A 20,642-nucleotide genomic window follows, 5' to 3' on the forward strand; every position below is an offset into this window, starting at 1 on the left:
GGCCCCCACCCGCCGCGGGTCAGGTGCGCGCCGTGAAGACGATGCGCCCCCCGTGGCGGGCGGCGGCGCACCCGGGCAGGTCGATCGGCCCCTGACCCGACCAATCGGTCACCAGACGCGCGACCTCCAGCGTCTGCAGCCGAGTGAGGCTCACCCCGAACTCGCTGTCGACGACGAGGCGGATCACACGATTGCGCAGGGCCGCCGGGTTCGCCGCGAGCGCCGCGACGCTCACCGAGATGCCGGCTTCGGCGTGCTCGACGATGTCCTCGATGGTCTCGTGGATCATCTCGTCGAACGCCTCGGCGTCTTCGCGCAGCTGCTCGGCGGTGCGCGCGAGGGCTTCGGCGATGCCCGGCCCGATCTCGGCCTCGAGCACGGGGAGCACGCGCTCCCGCACCCGCACCCGCGCGAATCGGTCGTCGAGGTTGTGCGGGTCGTCCCAGACATCGAGAGCCGATGCCGCGCAGAAGGCACGCGTCGTCGAGCGACGCACCGTCAGCAACGGGCGCATCCAGCGCAGACCGTCGTCGTCTCGGACGGGCGCCATCCCCTGCAGGCTCGACGCTCCGGCGCCGCGGGCGAGTCCGAGCAGCACGGTCTCCGCCTGGTCGTCGAGCGTGTGGCCGAGCAGCACCGCTCGCGCGCCGACCTCGCCGGCGACATCCCGCAGCGCCCGATAGCGCGCAACCCGGGCGGCTGCTTCGGGACCGTCCTGTGCGGCGTCGATGACCTCGACCCGAGCGATGCGGGCCTCGAGGCCGAGGGTGTCCGCGTGCTCAGCGGCTCGGGCGGCGACGGCATCCGATCCCGCCTGCAGGGCGTGATCGACGGTGACGGCGGTCGTGCGGATGCCGAGCTTCGGCGCCTCGAAGGCGACCGCGGCTGCGAGCGCCAGCGAGTCCGCTCCCCCGGACAGTGCCACCACGACGGTGGCGCCCTCGGGCAGATCGGCCAGTGCGGTGCGCACGGCGCGACGGATCTCGGCGATGGCGGGGTCGAGTGACGGCATCCCTCCACGCTAGGGCACGGCATCCGCGGGGCGTGCGCCGCTCACGGCGGCGGGTCTATCCTGACGCCGTGACCGCACCGCACCGCACCACGCCGTTCCGCACCGAGCGGTTCTCGGCGTTCGTCGACGCCGTCGTCGCGATCGCGATGACGCTGCTCATCCTGCCGCTGATGGAGGCGGTGTCGGATGCCGCCTCCGGCAAGCTGACGACGGCGGCGTTCTTCCACGAGCACTCGGGGCAGCTGCTGAGCTTCGCCCTGAGCTTCCTGCTCATCGCGACCTTCTGGATGGGACACCACAGCCAGTACCGCGATGTCGAGCGGATCACGACACCGCTCATCTGGATCAACGTGGCGTGGATGGCCTCGATCGTGTGGCTGCCGGTGCCGACGGCCATGCTGGGGCAGATCGACACCGATCCGCTGCAGAAGGTCGTGTACATCGGCACCCTCATCGCGACGCAGCTCGCGACGCTCGCCGGAGGCATCTATCTCGGACGGCACCCCGAGCTCTCGACCGCGGCTCCCTCGACCTACCGAGCAGGGGTGCTCGGCGACCTCGCCGCGATCATCCTGTTCGCCGCGGCGCTGCTCGTCGCGGTGCTCGTTCCCGAGATCGGGTACGCCTCGCTCCTCCTCCTGTTGCTGAACGCGCCCGTGTCACGTCTGGTCGATCGGGTGTCGCGCCGACGCTCGCGCGACACCGGCGTTCAGACGCCGGGGCCCGCCGAGTAGGCTTGTCCGCGGCATCCAACCGATTTTTCTCCCGAGGAGCACACGCATGGGCGCACACGACGCCGTCATCGAGATCCCGCGCGGCAGCCGCGTGAAGTACGAGGTCGACCACGAGACCGGGCGAGTGCACCTCGACCGCGTGCTCTACACGACCTTCGGCTACCCCGCCGACTACGGCTACTTCGACAACACGCTCGGCGAGGACGGCGACCCGCTCGACGTGCTCGTGCTGCTCGACCACGCCATCTACCCGGGCGTCGTCGTCGAGGTGCGCCCCGTCGCCGTGCTCAAGATGAGCGATGAGGCCGGCGGAGACGACAAGCTCGTCGCCGTGCTGTCGAAGGATCCGCGCTGGGCGCACATCCAGGACATCGACGACATCGCCGAGTACACCAAGAAGGAGATCGCGCACTTCTTCGAGCACTACAAGGACCTCGAGCCCAACAAGTGGGTCAAGGTCGACGCGTGGGGCGACAAGGCCGAGGCCGAGCGCATCCTCGACGAGGCGATCGTCCGCTTCGGCGAGCAGGGTCACTGACCCCTCCGAGCCTGTCGAAGCGAAAGACCCCCGGTTCCGCTCAGCGGCCCGGGGGTCTTCTGCATGCGGGGAGGGCGGATGCTCAGATCGAGATGCCCCGCGCAGCCATGAAGTCGGCCGGGTTCGTGTAGGCCCCGTTGATGTAGACCTCGTAGTGGAGGTGGCAGCCGAACGACCCACCGGTGTTGCCGGCGTAGGCGATGACCTGGCCGGCGTTGACCCACTGGCCGCTGCTGACGGCGAAGCCACCGTCACGGATGTGCGCGTACCCGGTCGCGACGCCGGTACCGTGCTCGATCTTGATGTAGTTGCCGTACCCGCCGTTCCGGGCCGCGTAGACCACGGTTCCCTGGTACGCGGCGTAGATGGCCGCACCGCAGCCGTTGGCGAGGTCGATGCCGTAGTGCCAGCTCGACGAGCATCCGTTCGCATTGCACTGCTGCGAGCGGGGGCCGTAGCCCGAGCTGCGGTAGCCGCCGTGCGGACGCACCCAGCCGCTGCCGCTTCCGGCCGGCGTGCCTCCGCCGCCGCTGTTGCCTCCGGCGTTCGCCGCCGCTTCGGCGGCCTCGCGCTCCCGGCGCTTCTTCTCCTCGGCTTCTCGAGCCGCGACACCGGCCTGGTACCCGGCGACCGTCTTCGTCGTCGCGTCCTTGAGCGCGGCGAGCTGCGCCTGCATCGTGGTGAGGTTCGCCGACTGCTCTTCGAGAGCGGCCTGAGCGGCATCCGCCGCCTGCTGAGCGGCGACCATCTTCTGCTCGGCGATCTTCGCCAGGCGGTCGCGCTCGTCGCGCGCGACCTTGGCCTGGTCGCTGAGCGACTGGGCGGAGTTGCGGGCGGCGACGGCGTCGTCGTAGACGGACTGGTTGTATTCGAGGAGCTTGTCCATCGTGCCGAGGCGCGACAGCAGTTCGTCGGCATTGGCGGCGGACCCGGCGAAGAACAGCTCGAGCGACGTGTCATCGCCGCCGTTGCGGTAGAGCTGCGCGGCGACCTGGCCGGCCTTGCGAGCCGACTGGTCGGCGATGCCCGCCTGCTCGTCGGCCTTCCCCTGAAGGGTTTCGGCCTCGGCGATCGCGGCGAAGTAGTCCTGCTGGGCGGTGTAGAACTCGTCGGAGGCGGTCTGTGCGGCGGCCTGGGTCTGCGCGACCTTCTGGGTGAGGGAGTTGATCAGCCCCTCGATGCGCTTGATCTCCGCGCCCTTGGCGGCTTCGTTGTTCTTGGCGCGCTGCACGTCGTCCCAGCTCGGGTACGACGCGGCGTAGGCGGCGGAGACGCCGGAGGTGACCCCGAAGGCGCTGAGCGCGACGACGCTGAGCGCGCCGAGCCCGAGCGCGCCGCGACGGCTGACGCTCTGCTTCCACAGCGCGGCTCGCTCGGCGGGCGTGGGCGCGCAGCCGCATTCCTCGGATGCTGCAGCTGCTGCGGCATCCGTCGTGATCTGGTCGTTCACACGGCCCCTTCCGCCGGTTTCACACATGTCACAGTAACAACAACTTTCACATGCGCACCAGGGCGCGCAGGTGGGTCGAAGGGCATGCTGACGGGTACATGGTCTCGCGGAACACGCCCGGGAGCGCGCTGACTCGCCCTCGATTCGCGATTTGCCCCGACTATCGCTTATGCTTGAGCGTCGGCAAGGAAGTCCCCCGGGACTGACTCGGCCCCATCGTTTAGCGGCCTAGGACGCCGCCCTTTCACGGCGGTAGCACGGGTTCGAATCCCGTTGGGGTCACCACGTCCGATATAATTGAAAACAAGTATGGCCCTGTAGCGCAGTTGGTTAGCGTGCCGCCCTGTCACGGCGGAGGTCGCGGGTTCAAGTCCCGTCAGGGTCGCTCCGTGCGATGAGCTCTTTCTTCGGAGAGGGCTCTTCGTCTAGGACGCGACAGGTTCGCCGGTCGCGCGGCTCTGTAGCTCAGTTGGTAGAGCGTTCGACTGAAAATCGAAAGGTCACCGGATCGATGCCGGTCGGAGCCACACGGCTGATCATTACAATCAGCCCAGAAACCCTCGCCTAGCTTCTACATGGCGGGGGTTTTGCTTTTCCCCGGCATCCGCGTTCTCGTCGCGCGAACGGCCGCGCCAGCCTTTCCGGTCGCACGAACGGCTGTCCTGAGCGCTGATATCAGCCACTCGCGCGACCGGAACCACAGGAGCCCTTGCGACGCCTGTCGGTCTCGGGTGTACTTCTCCGATGCGATCCGTGAACCCGATCCCCGGTAACCCCTGGCCGCACGACATGGTCATCCGCGTCCAAGATTCGCCGTGGGCACTCTACGAGCTCCTCTGGCTACGAGAGGCACACGGACTTCAGCCCGCCGGCGATGACCTTCCGCCGCTTCTCGCCCGCACCCCTTCCCCGGCTTCGACGAGCCCCGACGCCGCGACGCGCGCGCGCTGGGAGAGTGCGTGGACGCGACTTTGGCGTGCGGCCTCCGCTCACGCCGGTCGCGAGCAGGACCACGAGGGACACGCGCGACTCATCGCCATGAAGCCTGGCGATCCTGGCCGCACCGAACTGCTCCATCACATCATCGGCCCGACCTGGCGCGACGAGTTCGGCGACGAAGCGTTCGACGACCCCTCCTACACCCAGCGTGAGCGCTCGACGCCCGAGGAGCGCGCCGCCGCGCGCCCGCGCACCCTCGCCGACAATCCCGAGCATCGTGACCTCGAAGCACTCATCCCCGCCTGGCGGGCCGGGCTCACGACCATCGTCACGATCCCCTGCCGAGGCGAGCACACCCGCCGCATCGGCGACAACGCACTGCTCACCACCGCCGCAACGCGCGCCGACAGCGCGGCCTATCGGCGCGCGCTGGCATCGTTCGTCTGACCCGGGCGAGAGGATGGAGACATGTCCTCGAACTCCCGCCGGCGGCTGCTCGCCTCGATGCAGCGGATCCTGCACAACGATCCCTCGAACGTCGCGCACACCGAGGCCATGCCCATCATCGACGAGCGCACGGTGCCCCGCGTGCTCGACCTCGCGACGCGCATCGGGGAGTCGATGTTCGCTGTCGGAGCTTCGGCCCACGAGGTCACGCTCGCGATCACCCGCGTCTGCGAGGCTTATGCCCTCAAGGGCGTGCAGGTCGACGTCACCTACAACTCGGTCACCGTCTCGTTCCACCTGAGCGGCGAGGTGTGGCCCGAGACGCTGCTGCGCGTCGTGCGGGTCGCCGCCCCCGACCACTCCAAGCTGCAACGGGTGCAGGCGCTCGTCGCCGACATCGAAGCGGGGCTCGATCTGGAATCCGCGCGCACCGCGTTCCGGGTCATCCGGCGCGTGCCGTTCCGCTACCAGCAGGCGGTGGTCGTCGTCGCCCGCGCCCTGCTCGCCGTCGGCGTCAGCATCCTGCTCGGCGCATCGCCGCTCATCGTAGGACTCACCTTCATCGCTGCTCTCGCCGCGGCGCTCACCCAGGCGGGTCTCGCGCGCGTGCGCGTTCCCCTCTTCTTCAGCCAGATCGCCGGAGGCTTCGTCACGACGGTGGTCGCGGTCGCCGTCTCCGCGCTCGGGTCCGCCGGGATCGAGCCGTTCGTCGGCATCCGCCCCTCGATCATCGTCGCCTCGGGTATCGTGCTCATGCTCGCCGGACTCACCGTCGTCGGCGCCGCGCAGGATGCGATCGACGGGTTCGCGCTCACCGCCGGCGGCCGCATCCTCGACCTCACGATGCAGACCCTCGGCGTGGTCATCGGCATCCTCGTGGGCCTCGAGCTCGGCAGCGTGCTCGGGTTCACGATGGACCTGCCCGACGACCCCGCGCCGTTCGGTCCTCTGCTCGGCGTCTTCGCCGGGGCGATCATCATCGCCGTCGCGGTGGCCGTCTTCAACGGCGCCGGCATCCGCATCATCCTCGTCAGCGCTCTGCTCAGCGCCATCACGATCGCCGGCTACTCGGCATCCGTCGCCCTCAATCTGCACCCGGCCGCGGCGAGCGCGATCGGCGCCCTGCTCGCGAGCTTCGTGGGCGTGCTGATCGCCCACAATCTGCACGTTCCGTCGGTGGCGGTGACGACCGCGGCGATCGTGCCGCTCGTGCCCGGAGTCGCGGTCTTCCAGGGGTTGCTCGAGATGGTGCACAACGGCGGCACCAGCATGGGCGTCGTCGGTGCGGGCGGCTCGCTGATCGATGCCGCCGTCATCGGTATCGGTCTCGCCTCGGGCGCCTCGCTGGGCCTCTACCTCGGAACTCCGGTGCGCGCGACGCTGGGCAGCGTCACGAAGACGCGAGCGCGTACCCGCCGCTGACCGGCCGTTTCGTCGCGCGGTATGGGCACTTCTCCCCAATGACAATTCGCGCAATATATCGCCCGCCCCGCATACAGCGCGCTCACAGGTTGACTAGGTTGGGCGTGTCCCCGGGCGCGCGCAAGCGCTTTCGTGCGCGCCGTCGATCACCTGCACTACGAATATCGAGACGAGAAGATGACCCCCAATAAGAGAAGAGTGCTGGCGGGCGGAACCACCGCGGCCATCATCCTCGCGCTGTCCGGCGCGCTGATCCCCACGGTAGCCACGGCCGACGAAGACGTCGCGGCCCCGACGAGCGGCGCGACCTTCGATGCGAACGCCAAGCAGCTGCTCACGAACGAGGGCGTCGAAGCCGTCGCCACGAACGCCGAGGGTCAGGTCGTCGTCTACACCACGACGGCGCCCGAGACTCTGGACGCTGAGGCGGATGCCTTCGTCGAGAGCCACTCGAACGTCGTCGTCAAGGTGATCGATGCCCCCTTCGAATCCCATGCCGACACCGATGTCGTCGGTGGCGCCGGCTACTTCGCCTTCGACCCGACCAACCCCACCGGTCCCGGCGGGCTCTGCTCGGTCGGTTTCTCCGCGTGGTCGCCTGCCGGCGACCCCGCGGTCGTTTCCGCGGGCCACTGCACCGGTGACGGCCTGTATTCGGTAAGCGCCCTCACCCTGCCGAGCGGTGACCAGGCCGGCGGCGGCAACCCCGACAACTCCGACGTCGAGGTGACGTACGGTCTCGCCGAGCTCGCGTTCTCGCAGTACGGCGGACCGGGCAACACCCACGGCACGTCCGGCAACCCGAACGACCTGAGCTCGACCGATGTTTCTGCCTGGGACATCGTGAACCCCAGCCTGACGACCCTCCCCGAGGTCACGAACTGGACCACGTCCGCGACCGAGGATCTCTCGGCCGCGACCATCCCGGTTCGCGCCGTCGGTAGCGCCGCTGTCGACGGCGCCGTGACGAAATCGGGTCGCACGACCGGCTTCACCTCCGGCCAGGTCCTCGAGGTCGGAGGCTGGGCGAACGTCAGCGGGCGCCAGGTCTACGGCTTCGTGACGAACGTCGCTTCGGCAGAGGGCGACTCGGGAGGCGCCGTCTTCCAGGGCAACACCGCCGTCGGCATCCTCTCGGGTGGCACCACACAGAACGGCCAGCCCATCATGTTCGCGGCCGACCTGCAGAACGCCCTCTCCTACACCGGCGGTTACACCGTCGCTCTCTACGTCGATGCCCCGACCGTCACCTCTCCGGCTCAGGTCGGCATCGGCGGCGCCATCACCGGCACCGGTGCGCCCGGTCAGACGCTCGTCGTCACCCAGGCCGAGGGCGCACCCTTCGAGGTTCCGATCGACGGCAACGGCAACTGGTCGTTCCCCGCACCGCCCGAGGTGGGCGAGTACGAGTTCAGCGCGATCGTGCGCAACGGCTTCAACGAATCTGCAGCGACGCCGTTCGCGGTCGCTGTGCTCCCGGGCGCTCCGTCGTTCACCTCCCCGGTGAACGGCGACCGCATCGTCGGCGAGGTCACTGAGATCTCCGGCACGGGAGAGATCGGCGCGACGGTCAGCCTGACCGGCGATGTCACCGACGAGACGACCGTCGGCGAGGACGGCACCTGGAGCGTCGAGGTCGACCTCGGCATCGACGCCTACTCGATCACCGCCACGCAGGAGATCGACGGCGTCACCTCGGCAGCGGCGACCTCGGCCTTCGCCGTGATCCCGACCGCACCGGTCGTCGACGCACCGCTGGCCGGTGGCGCCTACGCCTTCGCCAGCGCCCCGACGTCGGCGAACGGCACGGGAATCGACGAAGCCGCGATCAGCGTCACGCTGAACGGTGCGGATGCCGGCGCCACCACCGTCGCCGACGGCGCATGGAGCGTTCCGCTCACCGCCCAGGCGGGCGAGTTCACTCTCGTCGTCACGCAGACCGTCAACGGCCAGAGCAACAGCACCACGGTCGCGTACGCGGTCGCCGAGGCCCCGGCCACCGGCGGCGGTGCGGGTGGCGCGGACAACACCCCCGGTTCGCTCGCCAACACCGGTATGACCGACCCGTCGCCGTACGTGGTGACGGCCGCCGGCCTGCTCCTGCTCGGGGCTGCGCTGCTGGTGGTGCGTCGGATGCGGACGCGCAACACCCTCTGATCCGATTCTGATCTGATCGCCGTCGGGCGGTGCGGGCTCCGGCTCGCACCGCCCGACGTGTTTCCCCGTGCGCCCCCGGATTCGTCCACCCCGCGGCACCTCGATACGCTCGGAGAATGCTCGAGACGCTCACCGGATTCGTCGTGGTGGGCGTGGCGATCATCGTCGGCTACGTGCTGGCACGGATCGATCTGCTCGGCGAACACGCCCGACCGGTGCTGAGCCGCCTGGTGTTCTTCGTGCTCTCGCCGTTCCTGCTCTTCACGGTTCTCGCGCACGCCGATGCGACGATGCTGTTCTCGTCGCTGCTGCCGGTGTCCGCGATCGCCGCGGTCGTCGTGATCCTGATCCACACGCTTGTCGCGCGCTTCGTCTGGCGTCGGTCGGTGGCCGAGACGACGATCGGCGCACTGTCGGCCGGACAGGTCAATTCGAACAACATCGGCCTGCCCCTCTCGCTCTACCTGCTGGGGAGCGCGGCGTTCCCCGCGCCGGTCATCCTCCTGCAGCTGCTGGTCTTCACTCCCCTCTCGCTCACGATCCTCGACGCCGCGACGGCCGAGCGCACCTCGCTGCGCCGCACGCTGCTGCGCACCGCCACGAATCCGATCATCATCGGCGCCCTCCTCGGCACCCTCGTCTCGGTCACGGGCCTGCGGCTCCCCGAGATCGTCCTCGCACCCGCGCAGTTGATCGCGGATGCCGCTGTGCCGGTGCTCCTCATCAGCTATGGCATGTCGCTGCACGGCCAGCGCGTTCTCGGCACGCAGGGGCATCGACGCGACGTCGTCGTGGCGAGCATCCTGAAGCTGGCGGTCATGCCGCTGGTCGCGTGGGTCTTCGCCCAGTACGTGTTCGGGCTCACCGCCCACGAGGTGTTGATCGTGACGGTGCTCGCGGCTCTGCCGACCGCGCAGAACGTGTTCAACTACTCGCAGCGCTACGGCGTCGGCGAGCCGATCTCCCGCGACACCGTCTTCCTGACGACGATCGGATGCCTGCCTGTGCTGCTCCTGATCATGCTTCTGCTCGGCTGACGCGGCTCGCGGTCACTCGATCTGCAGGTACGAACCGAAGCCGGTGCCGATGACGTAGGAGGCGCCGAACCCGCCGTTCCCGCCTCCGGGGTAGACGCGAAGGTCGCCGTTGGCCATCCGCGCGACGAGGTCGGGGCGACCGTCGCCGTTGTAGTCGACGCCGCCGGTCATGGCCGTGAACCCGGTCCATCCGCGCCCGACGATCTGCCGTGCGGCGAAGCCGTTGGGAATGCCCGGGTAGAAGTACTGGGTGCCGCCCGCGTCGATGGCGATGAGGTCGCCCCGGCCGTCGCGGTCGAAGTCGCCGCCCACGAGATAGACCATCGAATTCCACTCCGGTCCGCCGGGACGCGTCTGACCCGACAGACCGCCCTTGCCGTCACCGAGATGAATCGTCATGTTGCCGTCCGGACGAACGGCGATGACGTCGTGGAGTCCGTCTCCGGTGTAGTCGGCACCGGAGACGAGATGCAGCAGCCCGCCCCAGCCGGTCGCGATGTCGCGCTGGGAGGCGAAGCCGCCACCGGCCGCGGGACTGCCGCCGTAGAACTCCAGGGTCCCGTCGTTGCGGACCACGATGAGGTCGGAGTGGCCGTCGTTGTTGAGGTCACCGTGCGCGATATGTCCGCGGCCCGCCCACCCCGACGTGATGACGACGCGCGGCTTGAGCGCCGCGGTGCCGTTTCCGCCGAGGAAGTGGAGGTCGCCGTCGGCGGCCACACCGACGAGGTCGGCCCTGCCGTCGCGGTTGTAGTCGGCCGTCAGCACCTTGGGGTTGACCGGCGTTCCGAGGCCGGGGAAGTTCATCGGGATGAATCCGCCGCGCGTGACGTTCGTCAGGCACGTGAAGCCGTTGTTGATCGCGCTGTACACACTGCCGTTGCGCCACACCTCGAAGTGCAGGTGGTAGGCGTCCGTGGCACCGGTCTTGCCGACGACGCCGATCTGCTGGCCGCGGCTGACGCGCGTGCCGGCCGCCTGCAGACCGGGTGCGGCCATGTGCCCGTAGCGGGTGACGTAGCCGCCGGGATGTTCGATGTCGACGTAGTTGCCGTAACCGCTGTTCGCCGTGCGCGCCTTGATCACGCCGTCGTAGGCGGCCAGGATCGGTGTTCCGCCGCCTCCGCCGATATCGATGCCGTCGTGCTTGCGATAGTTGTTTCGGCATCCGTCGCCGACCTTGGACTGGATGTTCCCCGACGAGGGATAGACCATCTGCCCGTCGGTGGCAGCGGATGCCGGCGCCGACGTCGTGAGCGACGGGAAGAAGGAAACGATCACCACCGCCAGGAGTGCCAGAACACCGGTGCGGGCGCGCCGCAAGCGTGACTGTCGCTTCATGTCGCGCTCTCCCGTGGTCGTTCGGCCCCAGCGGACATGATGTCCCCCGCCGTCACGGTATCAGCGCGACAGGAATTCGTCGCGGACATCGGCGTGATATTCCCCGAATAAGAAGTACGGTTCTTCTATGGGCAGGCTCAGGTACGACGGCACTTCCGACCCGATCATCATCGAGGACGTGACGCTCGCGCATCTCAAGATCATCATCGCGACGAAGCTTCGCCGGCAGGAGAGCTTCATGATGACGTGGGTACCCCGTGACGGCGGCCCCAACAAGCGGGCGACCGTCTGGATCCATCCGGCCATCCCGCTGCAGTTCGGGTTCGACGAGGAGCAGCCGCCCACCGTCGACCCGCGGCGGATCGCCGAACTGATGCAGCACCTGAACGCCAGCGGCGAGCTGGTGCTCGACCACGTGCTGTCGAGCTAGCCGAAATATCGGTGCGCGCGACCCGATCGCACGCGCCCGCTACGCTGTGGCCGTGGACCCGACACTCATCCTCCTCGGCATTCTCGTCGTCGTGCTCATCATCGGCGGCCCCTTCATCAGGAGGTGGGCGAACCGCAAGGCCTCGGCCGCCGGTGAGAACGCCGGACGCAGGTTCGCCGCGAAGCAATTGGTGAACGTGCTCGTCGAGTTCGGAACGACCGTCGTCATCCACGCTCCCGAAGATGCGGCACGTCAGATCGTCGCCGAGGCCGCGGGCAAGAAGCCCATAGACTTCCCGGAGCGCGCAGACGGCGGATTCGGCATCCGCTTCGTCGAGCCCGATGACACGATCGTGCGCCTGGTGCCCGATCCCGCCGGCACACGCGTACAGGTCGAGACCTTCCGCGAGTACATGGGCTTCCCGCAGACCGTCTCGCTCTGGCAGGACCTGCGCACGCGCATCTCGACCGTCGCCGAGGCGCGCGGGGTCACCGTGTCGGAGGGGCCGCACCTCGAGTACCTCCGCGGCCACCTGCTCGACCCCAAGAACGCCCGCTGGGCACTCGACAGCTGACCGCCCCCTCGCCCGGGGTGGCTTCACCGTTTCGTGCCGGGCGAATCGGGCACGCAACTGCCACCCGACGCAACTAGGCTGGACTCCGACGGCGACAGCGGCTCGCAGCGGCTGTCGCGGCATCGGCCCTCACGATCCCTCCCCGGTCCTCACGGACCTGCCCCAGAAAGGCACGAACCATGAGCGAATCCTCCGAGTCCGAAGACCGCAGCGGCGACCGCTCCCCCGACTTCTTCGACCAGCTGATCGAGACCACGCCGCCCGCAGCCTCCTCTTCGCAGGGCTCCTCGTCGTCTCCGGCGGCGTTCACGATCGGTTTCCGCGGCTACGACAAGGCGGAGGTCGACTCCGCTCTGTCGACGCTGCGCAACCAGCTGCAGCAGGCGAACGCCGACCTGGCCGACGCCGAGGTGCGTCACGCCGACGCGATCGACGCACTGAAGTCGGACGAGAGCGCCGCGCGCGAAGAGCTCCAGAGCGAGCTGACCGCTCTGAAGGCGAAGGTCGCCGAGACCGAGCAGCAGGTCGCGACGCTCACCTCCGAGCTCGTCGACGCCCCCGCCCCGGACGGGGAGGAGGCGCCGTCGCGCCAGCAGTTCGAGGCGATCCTGCGCGTGGCCGAGGAGCAGGCGAACGTCCTGATCCAGAACGCCGCGGTGCAGGCCGACCGCCTCATGGCCGCCGCCCGCGAAGAGGTCGCCGCCCAGCGCGCCGAAGCCGAAGCAGACGTCGCCCGCATCATCTCCCAGGCCGAACGCGATGCCGACCAGGTGCGCCTCAAGATCGACACCGAGTACACGGCCCACGAGGCGCGCATCGAGCGCGAGGCCGCTCACGCCGCCGAGAAGGTCAACCAGGCCTCGCAGGAGGCAACTGCCATCCGCACCGAGGCGGAGAAGGGCGCGGCCGCGCTGCGCTCGCTCGTCACCCGCGAGACCACGCAGCTGCGTGCCGACGCCGAGCGCGAGGTGCGCGAGATGAACGCCCGCGTGCTCGAGTTCGAGGAGACGTTGACCCGTCGCCAGGACGACGCCCAGCAGGAGTTCCTCGTGCTGCACAACCAGGCCGTCGCCCACGCCGAGCGCATCACGAGCGATGCGAACGAGCAGGTATCCGCCTCTCTCGACCACGCCCAGCGCATCTCGGCGAAGGCCGACGACTACGAGCGCCTCATGCGTTCGCAGGCGCAGTCCATCGAGGCCGACGCCCAGGTCCGCGCCCGCGAGACTCTCGACCGTGCACGGGTGAAGTCGCAGAAGATCGTCGACGCCGTCACGACCCACACCAACACGGTGCTGCGGGATGCGGAAGACCGTACGCGCCAGCTGCGCTGGCAGCAGCAGCAGCTGACGAGCTTCATGGCCGAGGTGCGCGAGCTCATCCGCCCCGACGGCATCTTCTCCGACGAGGGCGGCTCGACCGCGTCGCTCGGCGAGGTCGCCACGATCGACGACGAGCCCGTCGAGGAGTTCCTGGGTGACGAAGTGCTCGACGACGAGGCGATCGACGACGAGCGTCCGCTCGAGAAGATCACGATCGAGGTCGTCGAGAGCGACGACGACTCGACACGCTGACGACCCCTGCATGACGAAGGCCCGAGCGGAATCCGCTCGGGCCTTCGTCGTGGTCGTCGTCTATGCGCGGCGCATCTGCGATGCGGCGGGGCAGTCGAAGGGATCGCTCGCGGCGAGCCCCACACGGTTGAGGTACGCGATGACGATCGCGTACGACCGCCACAGGCTCGTCTCGGTGTAGGGGATGCTGTTGGCCGCGCAGTAGTCGCGCACGATGCCGCGCGCCTTCGAGAGGTGCAGGCGCGACATGTTCGGGAACAGGTGATGCTCGACCTGGTGGTTGAGACCGCCCATGAACCAGGTGGCCCACCAGCCGCCGTTGACGTTGCGCGAGGTGCGCACCTGCTTCGAGAAGAAGTCGAGCTTGGCATCCGGCGCGATGACCGGCATGCCCTTGTGGTTCGGGGCGAAGGACGCGCCCATGTAGACGCCGAAGACGGCGAGCTGCACGCCCATGAACGCGAAGGCCATGCCCAGGGGCAGGAAGAGGAAGACGGGCACGATGACCAGCGCGAGGCGGAGGGCGATCAGGCTCAACTCGGTCCAGCGGCCCTTCACGTTCTTCTGCGTGGTGAGGTGCTTGAGGCTGATGTAGTGGAGGTTGATGCCCTCGAGCGTGAGCAGCGGGAAGAACAGCCAGCCCTGCTTACGGGTGATCAGACGCACGAGACCGCGGGACTGTGCGGCATCCGTCTCGAGGAACGAGATCGTGTCGACCTGGATGTCGGGGTCTTTGCCGACCTGGTTCGGGTTGCCGTGGTGACGGGTGTGCTTGGAGTCCCACCAGTGGTAGCTCATGCCGACGGCACCGGCGGCGAGGAGGCGTGCCAGGCGGAAGTTCGCCGGCCCGGACGCGAGGATCTGACGGTGGGCGGCCTCGTGGGCGAGGAACGCGACCTGCGTGAAGAGGATGCCGAGGGCGCCGGCGATGAGCAGCTGGAACCAACTGTCACCGAGAAGGATGAAACCGGTGATCGCTCCGCCGAAGCCGAGCGCGAGCGCACCCGCGACGAGCGAGTAGAAGACCGGGGTGCGCTGCATCAGGCCGGTCTCCTTGACCACCTGCTGCACGTCGCGGTACGCCTTGGCCATCGGAGGGAAGTCGGCGTTCCCGGAATACGTCTGCCGGATGGGGCCGAGCGTGGAAGCGGTGGTTTCGAGCTGTGAAGTGGAGATGATGCTCTCCTTCCGATCGGGAGCCCTCGAGCTTCAGAAGCCAAGGGCAGATGCCGTTCGCTGACCTCAGGCTAACCCCGCCCGCATACGCCGGAGGGCATACGAAAGCCCCTCCGGCATGTCTTTCCGGAGGGGCGGGGTCGTTCAGGAGCGTGCGCGGCGCGGGCGACGGCGGAAAACCGCGGGAAAAACGAGGTTCCGGTGCTTGCTGTGGGGTTCGTGTGAGAACTCCAGAGCCCGCTGAGCGCGGTCGAGATCGGCGAAACGGCCGAGATCGGCGCCGCGCGCGTCGCGCACGAGGTGGGCGGTGCCGTCGAACTCGACGAAACCGGCGAATTCGCCGTCGCGAGTCGCGACGTGCACATCGAGGTCGGCCTGCTTCCAGGTCAACGGATCGGTCGGGTGGAAAGTTGTCGTACTCATGGTCATGCTCATCATTGCTGTGTGGCGGGCGCGCTTCGGCGCTCCGCGATGGAAGATCGTGGGCGGATGCCGCGCGCGTCGATGTGCGTGGTCCGGAATGGCCCTGATCAGTGGCGACGTGGGCGCCGAGAGGGGCGAAGCACACACGTTGCATAGAAAGAATAGCAGACTTCGCGGAGGCCGCGTCAGCGGGTCACTCCCACCGCCAGCACCGCGCGGTACCCCGCGGACGCATCTCCCGAGAGGGTGGCGAGCTGCGACGCGGCCGAATCCTCGCCGAACACGTTGTCGCTCGCGAGCGTAATCCGAGAGAGGTTCCGAGCGGATCCGTCGTAGCCCGAGGTCGCGTAGACCGCCGCGCATTCCGCCTCGGGCAGCGCCACCTGGGAGGTGGCGATCGCGTCGCGCGCGTCGGTGATCGATGCGACGTCCGGGTACACCTCGAAGTGGATGTGCGGCCAGCGACCGGCATAGCAGCCGGGGAAGATCGAGGTGAAGGTCACCGAACCCTCGGCATCCGCCACCTGCACGCCCCGCAGGTAGGTGACGTCTTCCAACCCCGAGGAGTACAGGGAGTACTCGCCCTGCGCCGTGCAGTGCCACGCGTAGACCGCGACACCGTCAGCGGGCGCCCCGCTCGCGACATCGACGACCCGGAGTTCGAAGACCAGGGGCACTCCATCGGCGGTCGCGCCGCCGTCGACCGACGAGCGGATGTCCTGACGGACGATTCCGGAGTCGTCGAGGATGTCGGGGCCGTTCGACCCGTCACCCGGGTAGGGCCCCGCGGTCTCCTCGGGGATCTCCGTGACCTCGGCGGTCACGGCATCCGACGTCGGCGTGGGAGTGGGCGTGGGCGTCGCGGTCGGCGAGGGGGAACCGGATGCCGTGACCGACGGTGCGCAGGCGGCGAGCACCACCGCTCCCATGCCGAGCCCCGCCAGGCTCAGCACTCCGCGACGCGTCAGCAGAGTGCGCAGGTCGAAGGGCGCGCCCTGGTCGACGACCTCCTCATCGGGACGATCGAGCAGGCGACCCTCGTAGGCGGGGCCTTCGGGCGTGCGGTCGGGCTCGGGGATTCGGGTCATGGTCGCGCTCCTCGTGTGCGGGTCGGGAGCGTCCATGGTCACTCGGCGATCGATGCGCGGCCCCTGCCCCGGCTATGCGTTCTCGATGACGGCGGCCTTCTTCTCCGGCACCGGCGGGTGCAGCACCAGGAACACGACGATGATCACCATGATCACTGCGGTGAGCGCCACGGGGACGGGAAGGATCGGGTCGAGCAGCACGAGCACCGCACCGATCGGGACGATCGTGTTGACCACGCGGTCGGCGCTCCTGCGGATGGCGACCCACCAGACGCCGAGCAGGAAGACGGCGATCGGGACCGTCACCGTGAAGGACGCCGCCGTGCTCGACAGCTCGCTCTTGCCCGTGAGCACGTCGAGCTCGACCTCGATGCCGGCCGAGAAGGCGGCCGCCGCCGCGAAGATCACGTAGTGCGTGTAGCCGTAGCGCAGCGAGCTGCCGAACGACCCGACGGCACGATGGTGCTCCGGCCAGAAGTAGATCCACCACAGCGATGCCGTCACCACCAGGGTGAGCACGGAGATCGAGATGAACGGCACGAAGGACTCGGCCTCGTGCAGCGCCTCGATGATCGCGTTCGCCGACGCCAGCAGGCTCTCGCCGAGCACGATCAGGGTGAACAGACCGTAGCGCTCGGTGATGTGATGCGGATGCCACGGGGTCTGCCGCTCGTGCTCGGCGAAGACCGGGATCGACATCTCGAGCAGTGCGAACGCGACGAAGGCGACGAGTTGGAGGGGTCCCTCCGGCACCAGCAGGAACAGGATCCAGAGCACCTGCACCGCGGCGATGCCGACGGCGTAACGTCTGGTCGCCCGGCGCAGCGGCCCTGCCGCGCGCGACGCCCGCAACCACTGGGCGACCATGGCGATACGCATCACCACGTATCCGACGACCACGAGCGCGAAGCGCCCCTGCTCGAACGCGCTCGGGATACCGGCGGCGAGCACGAGCACGCCGCTCATCTGCACGATCGTGGTGACCCGGTACAGCCAGTCGTCGGTATCGAACGCGGTCGCGAACCAGGTGAAGTTCATCCACGCCCACCAGATCGCGAAGAAGAGCATCGCGTACGAGATGATCCCGTGCTGCAGATGTCCTGCGCTGAGGGCATGGTGGAGTTGAGCCGAGGCGGTGCTCACGGCGACGACGAACACGAGGTCGAAGAACAGCTCAAGCGAGCTGGCGACCCGGTGCGGCTGGGCGGCGTCGCGCGGAATCATGCGGGTGAGACGCAGTCTCGGTGAAGTGGCGTCGGGTGTCACCGCGCCAGAATAGACCCGCTGTCGCGGCGGCGTGCCGAACCTCCGAAATATCGTTCCGGATCGTTGCGTGGAGAACCTACCCAAAGCGACCGCCGTGGGCTATGCTGACGGGAGTCTGCAGTGCTCTCTGTACGCATTCACCGTGTGGGACGGTGTCTGTTCGCCCGTGATGTGGGATCACGGAACGCCAGAGGGACCCGAGGGGTCGGGAATGCAGACGAAACCGCGAGCGTGGGGCTGGCGGTCTGGGGAATATCTGGGGAAACAATGGCGCACTGGGGATTTTTGCGTACATCACCGGCTCGAGGAGCCTCGGCATGACCTCCGTAGAGGATGCCGTGAGCATCACTCGCGCAGGTACGGCATTCGTGCCGGTTGCCGCTCCGCGAGCCGTCAAGCCGGTGCCGCGCTCGGTGGTCTCACCGCGCGTCTCCGCAACGCTGGAACGCCGCCGTCAGTGGGAGCGGCGATATCGGATGCGACTGCGGACGACGGATGCGGCTGTCATCCTGCTCGCCGTTGCACTGACGGCGGCGATCCAGCTGTCCATCGGCCTCACCATGCTCGAGGTGCTGCGCGCCAGCGCGCCGCTGGCCGTGCTGTGGTTCCTCATGCTCGGGGCGCTGCACACCCGTGACGCCGCGCTGTTCCAGGCGAGCGCGACCGAGTACCGCGGCGTCGCGAATGCGAGCGGCCTCGCGTTCGGCCTGGTCGCGATCATCGACGTGCTGCTGGCGTGGGAGTCGATGCAGCTGATGCTCGTCGTCGGGCTGCCGGTCGGACTGTTCGCGCTGCTCGTCGCGCGCTGGGGATGGCGGCACTGGTTGCAGGGCGAACGGCGCCACGGGCGCTTCGCCTCCCGTACTCTCGTCGTCGGCAACCGTGACGACGTCGAGTACGTCATCCGCACGCTTCACCCGATCGGGGCCTCGGGCTACCAGGTGGTCGGGGCGACGCTGCTCGACGGCAACGCCCGCGACGTCGAGATCGACGACATCCGCTTCCCCGTGCTCGGCAACTCGAACTCCGTGGCGACCGTGGCCACCGAACTCGGCGCCGACACGATCATCGTCGCCAGCCGTCCGGAGCGCGACCCCGACTTCGTCAAGCACCTGAGCTGGCAGCTCGAGGGCACGGCCGCCGAACTGGTTCTCTCGAGCCGGCTCACCGATGTCGCCGGCCCTCGCATCTCCTTCGCCTCGGTCGAGGGGCTCCCCCTGATCCAGGTGCAGATCCCGACATACGAGGGCGGCAAGCACGTGCTCAAGCGCGCGCTCGACGTGGTCGTCGCGACCCTCGCCCTCATCCCGATCGGGCTGATCCTTCCGGCGCTCGCCCTTCTCATCAAGCTCGACTCCCCCGGTCCCGTGTTCTTCCACCAGGAGCGGGTGGGGCGCGACGGCCGGCGCTTCCGGATGGTCAAGCTCCGCTCGATGGCGACGGATGCCGAGCAGAGGCTCGCGGCGCTCAAGCTGCAGAACGAGGGCTCGGGTCTCCTGTTCAAGATGAAGGACGACCCCCGTGTCACGCGCGTCGGGCGCGTGCTGCGCAAGCTGTCGCTCGACGAACTGCCGCAGTTCTGGAACGTGCTCGTCGGCGACATGAGCGTGGTCGGACCTCGTCCGCCGCTGCCGACCGAGGTCACCGCCTACGACGGAACGGTGTTCCGCCGGCTCTACATCAAACCCGGCATCACCGGTCTGTGGCAGGTCTCGGGTCGCAGCGACCTGTCGTGGGACGAGAGCGTGCGTCTCGACCTGCGCTACGTCGAGAACTGGTCGGTCATGAACGACCTGCAGATCATGTGGCGTACGGCGAAGGTCATGGTGCAGCCCAGCGGGGCATACTGAACGCATGAGCACCGCCACGCCCGACGAGGGCCCTGCCGTCCTTGTCGCGGTGACGACCTTCCGACGCACTGAGCTGCTGCCACCGCTGGTCGCCGCGATCCGAGACGCCGCGGGAGCCACGGGCACCCGGATGCGGATCGCCCTCGTCGACAACGACCCGGAGCGATCGGCATCCGCGGTGGCCGCCGACCTCGGGGTCGACTACGTCTCGGAGCCCACTCCCGGGATCGCGGCGGCTCGTCAGGCTGCACTCGATGCCGCTCGCGCCGATGAGCTCGTCGCCATGGTCGACGACGACGTCGTGCCGCAACCGGGGTGGCTCGACGCCCTCGTGCGCGTCTGGGCGGCGGAGCACCCCGCGGTGGTGATGGGCTACGTCGAATACGTGTGGCCCGAGGGCACGGACCCGTGGATCGTCGCCGGCGGATTCATGCGCCGGCGACGACGTGTCACCGGGCAGCGCCTCGACGCTCTCGCCACCGGGAACGTGCTGGTCGATGCCGCCCAGGTACGCCGCCTCGGCGTCTCCTTCGACACGAACCTCGGGTTGGCGGGTGGCGAGGACATGCTGTTCGGGCGAGCGATCCTCGCGGCGGGCGGGTCGATCATCGCCTCCGCCGACTCGGTCGTGCGCGATGAGGTTCCCGTGGCCCGGACGACGCGAGAGTTCGTGCGACGCCGGACCATCTCGCAGGGGCAGATGCGCACACGCCTGCTGACGCGAACGCCATCGATGCCGCGGCGGATGCTCCTGCGCGGCGCGCATCTGCTCGGCGGCGTCGCGCGCCTGATCGTGTTCTCGGTTCGCGGCGCGTTCGCGCGCCTGCGAGGAGACGTCGCGGCCCATGCCGTGCTGCAGCGACGCACCTGGTTCGCGCAGGGCCGCATTCTCGGCGCCGTCGGGCACGTGACGCCCGAGTACGCACGGGCGTCCCAGCCAGGAACCGCTTCGGCATAGCCGTTCGCACCACGCGCGAGCCCGCGTGCTCTTCGATCTCTTGCGGGCGTCGGCGGTCGCGAGAGGTCACGACACGCCCTGCGGGACAGCCGACGTACGGCGTGTTGCGACCCCTCACGGTGCTCCAGTTCGCATGGAAAAGGCCCGGCATCCGCGAGGATGCCGGGCCTTCCAGCGACGGGAGCGTATCGGGCACTCCCGGATCGCCCGGATGCGGGGAAGGGCG

Annotated in this window: 18 protein-coding genes and 3 tRNA genes; 14 read left to right on the forward strand and 7 right to left on the reverse strand. The window is 68.7% G+C overall.

Annotation, left to right across the window (positions count from 1 at the left end):
* Window positions 1–19 precede the first annotated feature (19 nt).
* Window positions 20–1,012, reverse strand: coding sequence for a tRNA lysidine(34) synthetase TilS (tilS, locus tag ACIPVN_RS07265; protein ID WP_400441422.1), 993 nt, complete (start codon window positions 1,010–1,012; stop codon window positions 20–22).
* 68 nt (window positions 1,013–1,080) lie between these two features.
* Between tilS and ACIPVN_RS07270 the strand changes: the two genes are divergently transcribed.
* Window positions 1,081–1,746, forward strand: a complete 666-nt coding sequence (locus ACIPVN_RS07270) for a TMEM175 family protein (RefSeq protein ID WP_400441425.1) — start codon at window positions 1,081–1,083, stop codon at window positions 1,744–1,746.
* Window positions 1,747–1,792: 46 nt separating this feature from the next.
* On the forward strand, window positions 1,793–2,284 hold the full coding sequence (locus tag ACIPVN_RS07275; protein ID WP_045254862.1) for an inorganic diphosphatase: 492 nt from the start codon (window positions 1,793–1,795) through the stop codon (window positions 2,282–2,284).
* Window positions 2,285–2,366: 82 nt separating this feature from the next.
* On the opposite strand, the gene ACIPVN_RS07280 is transcribed toward ACIPVN_RS07275, so the two are convergent.
* Window positions 2,367–3,734 carry a M23 family metallopeptidase gene (locus ACIPVN_RS07280; RefSeq protein WP_400441428.1) on the reverse strand — a complete coding sequence of 456 codons (1,368 nt, stop codon included), beginning with the start codon at window positions 3,732–3,734 and terminating at the stop codon, window positions 2,367–2,369.
* 209 nt (window positions 3,735–3,943) lie between these two features.
* Between ACIPVN_RS07280 and ACIPVN_RS07285 the strand changes: the two genes are divergently transcribed.
* The 7 genes from ACIPVN_RS07285 to ACIPVN_RS07315 all read left to right on the forward strand — a co-directional run bounded on the left by ACIPVN_RS07285 (window position 3,944) and on the right by ACIPVN_RS07315 (window position 9,736).
* Window positions 3,944–4,019, forward strand: a tRNA-Glu gene (locus ACIPVN_RS07285).
* A gap of 26 nt (window positions 4,020–4,045) precedes the next feature.
* A tRNA-Asp gene (locus ACIPVN_RS07290) sits at window positions 4,046–4,119 on the forward strand.
* A gap of 69 nt (window positions 4,120–4,188) precedes the next feature.
* A tRNA-Phe gene (locus tag ACIPVN_RS07295) sits at window positions 4,189–4,261 on the forward strand.
* A 217-nt stretch (window positions 4,262–4,478) separates the two neighbouring features.
* Window positions 4,479–5,120, forward strand: coding sequence for a hypothetical protein (locus tag ACIPVN_RS07300; RefSeq protein ID WP_400441431.1), 642 nt, complete (start codon window positions 4,479–4,481; stop codon window positions 5,118–5,120).
* A 21-nt stretch (window positions 5,121–5,141) separates the two neighbouring features.
* Entirely contained in the window at window positions 5,142–6,542 is a 1,401-nt protein-coding gene (locus ACIPVN_RS07305) for a threonine/serine exporter ThrE family protein (protein ID WP_400441434.1), read from the forward strand.
* A gap of 177 nt (window positions 6,543–6,719) precedes the next feature.
* Window positions 6,720–8,699: a S1 family peptidase gene (locus ACIPVN_RS07310; protein WP_400441437.1), complete on the forward strand. Its 1,980-nt coding sequence runs from the start codon at window positions 6,720–6,722 to the stop codon at window positions 8,697–8,699.
* 116 nt (window positions 8,700–8,815) lie between these two features.
* Entirely contained in the window at window positions 8,816–9,736 is a 921-nt protein-coding gene (locus ACIPVN_RS07315) for an AEC family transporter (protein WP_400441439.1), read from the forward strand.
* 12 nt (window positions 9,737–9,748) lie between these two features.
* Here the strand turns inward: ACIPVN_RS07315 and ACIPVN_RS07320 are convergent, their stop codons facing one another.
* On the reverse strand, window positions 9,749–11,077 hold the full coding sequence (locus tag ACIPVN_RS07320; RefSeq protein WP_400441442.1) for a peptidoglycan DD-metalloendopeptidase family protein: 1,329 nt from the start codon (window positions 11,075–11,077) through the stop codon (window positions 9,749–9,751).
* Window positions 11,078–11,204: 127 nt separating this feature from the next.
* Between ACIPVN_RS07320 and ACIPVN_RS07325 the strand changes: the two genes are divergently transcribed.
* From ACIPVN_RS07325 to ACIPVN_RS07335, 3 genes are all read left to right on the forward strand, one after another.
* Entirely contained in the window at window positions 11,205–11,507 is a 303-nt protein-coding gene (locus ACIPVN_RS07325; RefSeq protein WP_400441445.1) for a hypothetical protein, read from the forward strand.
* A 52-nt stretch (window positions 11,508–11,559) separates the two neighbouring features.
* A complete protein-coding gene (locus tag ACIPVN_RS07330; protein WP_400441448.1) occupies window positions 11,560–12,081 on the forward strand; it encodes a hypothetical protein in 522 nt (173 codons plus the stop codon).
* Between the two features lie 179 nt (window positions 12,082–12,260).
* Complete coding sequence (locus tag ACIPVN_RS07335) at window positions 12,261–13,655, forward strand: cell division initiation protein (protein WP_400441451.1); 1,395 nt, start codon at window positions 12,261–12,263, stop codon at window positions 13,653–13,655.
* A 60-nt stretch (window positions 13,656–13,715) separates the two neighbouring features.
* On the opposite strand, the gene ACIPVN_RS07340 is transcribed toward ACIPVN_RS07335, so the two are convergent.
* The 4 genes from ACIPVN_RS07340 to ACIPVN_RS07355 all read right to left on the reverse strand — a co-directional run bounded on the left by ACIPVN_RS07340 (window position 13,716) and on the right by ACIPVN_RS07355 (window position 17,566).
* Window positions 13,716–14,834, reverse strand: coding sequence for a fatty acid desaturase family protein (locus tag ACIPVN_RS07340; protein ID WP_400443333.1), 1,119 nt, complete (start codon window positions 14,832–14,834; stop codon window positions 13,716–13,718).
* Window positions 14,835–14,975: 141 nt separating this feature from the next.
* Complete coding sequence (locus tag ACIPVN_RS07345) at window positions 14,976–15,254, reverse strand: hypothetical protein (RefSeq protein ID WP_400441453.1); 279 nt, start codon at window positions 15,252–15,254, stop codon at window positions 14,976–14,978.
* A 185-nt stretch (window positions 15,255–15,439) separates the two neighbouring features.
* On the reverse strand, window positions 15,440–16,342 hold the full coding sequence (locus ACIPVN_RS07350; protein ID WP_400441456.1) for an intradiol ring-cleavage dioxygenase: 903 nt from the start codon (window positions 16,340–16,342) through the stop codon (window positions 15,440–15,442).
* Window positions 16,343–16,414: 72 nt separating this feature from the next.
* Window positions 16,415–17,566, reverse strand: coding sequence for a low temperature requirement protein A (locus ACIPVN_RS07355; protein ID WP_400441459.1), 1,152 nt, complete (start codon window positions 17,564–17,566; stop codon window positions 16,415–16,417).
* 359 nt (window positions 17,567–17,925) lie between these two features.
* Between ACIPVN_RS07355 and ACIPVN_RS07360 the strand changes: the two genes are divergently transcribed.
* Together ACIPVN_RS07360 and ACIPVN_RS07365 are read left to right on the forward strand one after the other, a co-directional pair.
* On the forward strand, window positions 17,926–19,458 hold the full coding sequence (locus ACIPVN_RS07360) for a sugar transferase (RefSeq protein WP_400441461.1): 1,533 nt from the start codon (window positions 17,926–17,928) through the stop codon (window positions 19,456–19,458).
* A gap of 4 nt (window positions 19,459–19,462) precedes the next feature.
* On the forward strand, window positions 19,463–20,416 hold the full coding sequence (locus ACIPVN_RS07365; RefSeq protein WP_400441464.1) for a glycosyltransferase family 2 protein: 954 nt from the start codon (window positions 19,463–19,465) through the stop codon (window positions 20,414–20,416).
* Window positions 20,417–20,642: the final 226 nt, after the last annotated feature.

This window comes from Microbacterium sp. NPDC090003 (assembly GCF_044748385.1).
Classification (GTDB): domain Bacteria; phylum Actinomycetota; class Actinomycetes; order Actinomycetales; family Microbacteriaceae; genus Microbacterium.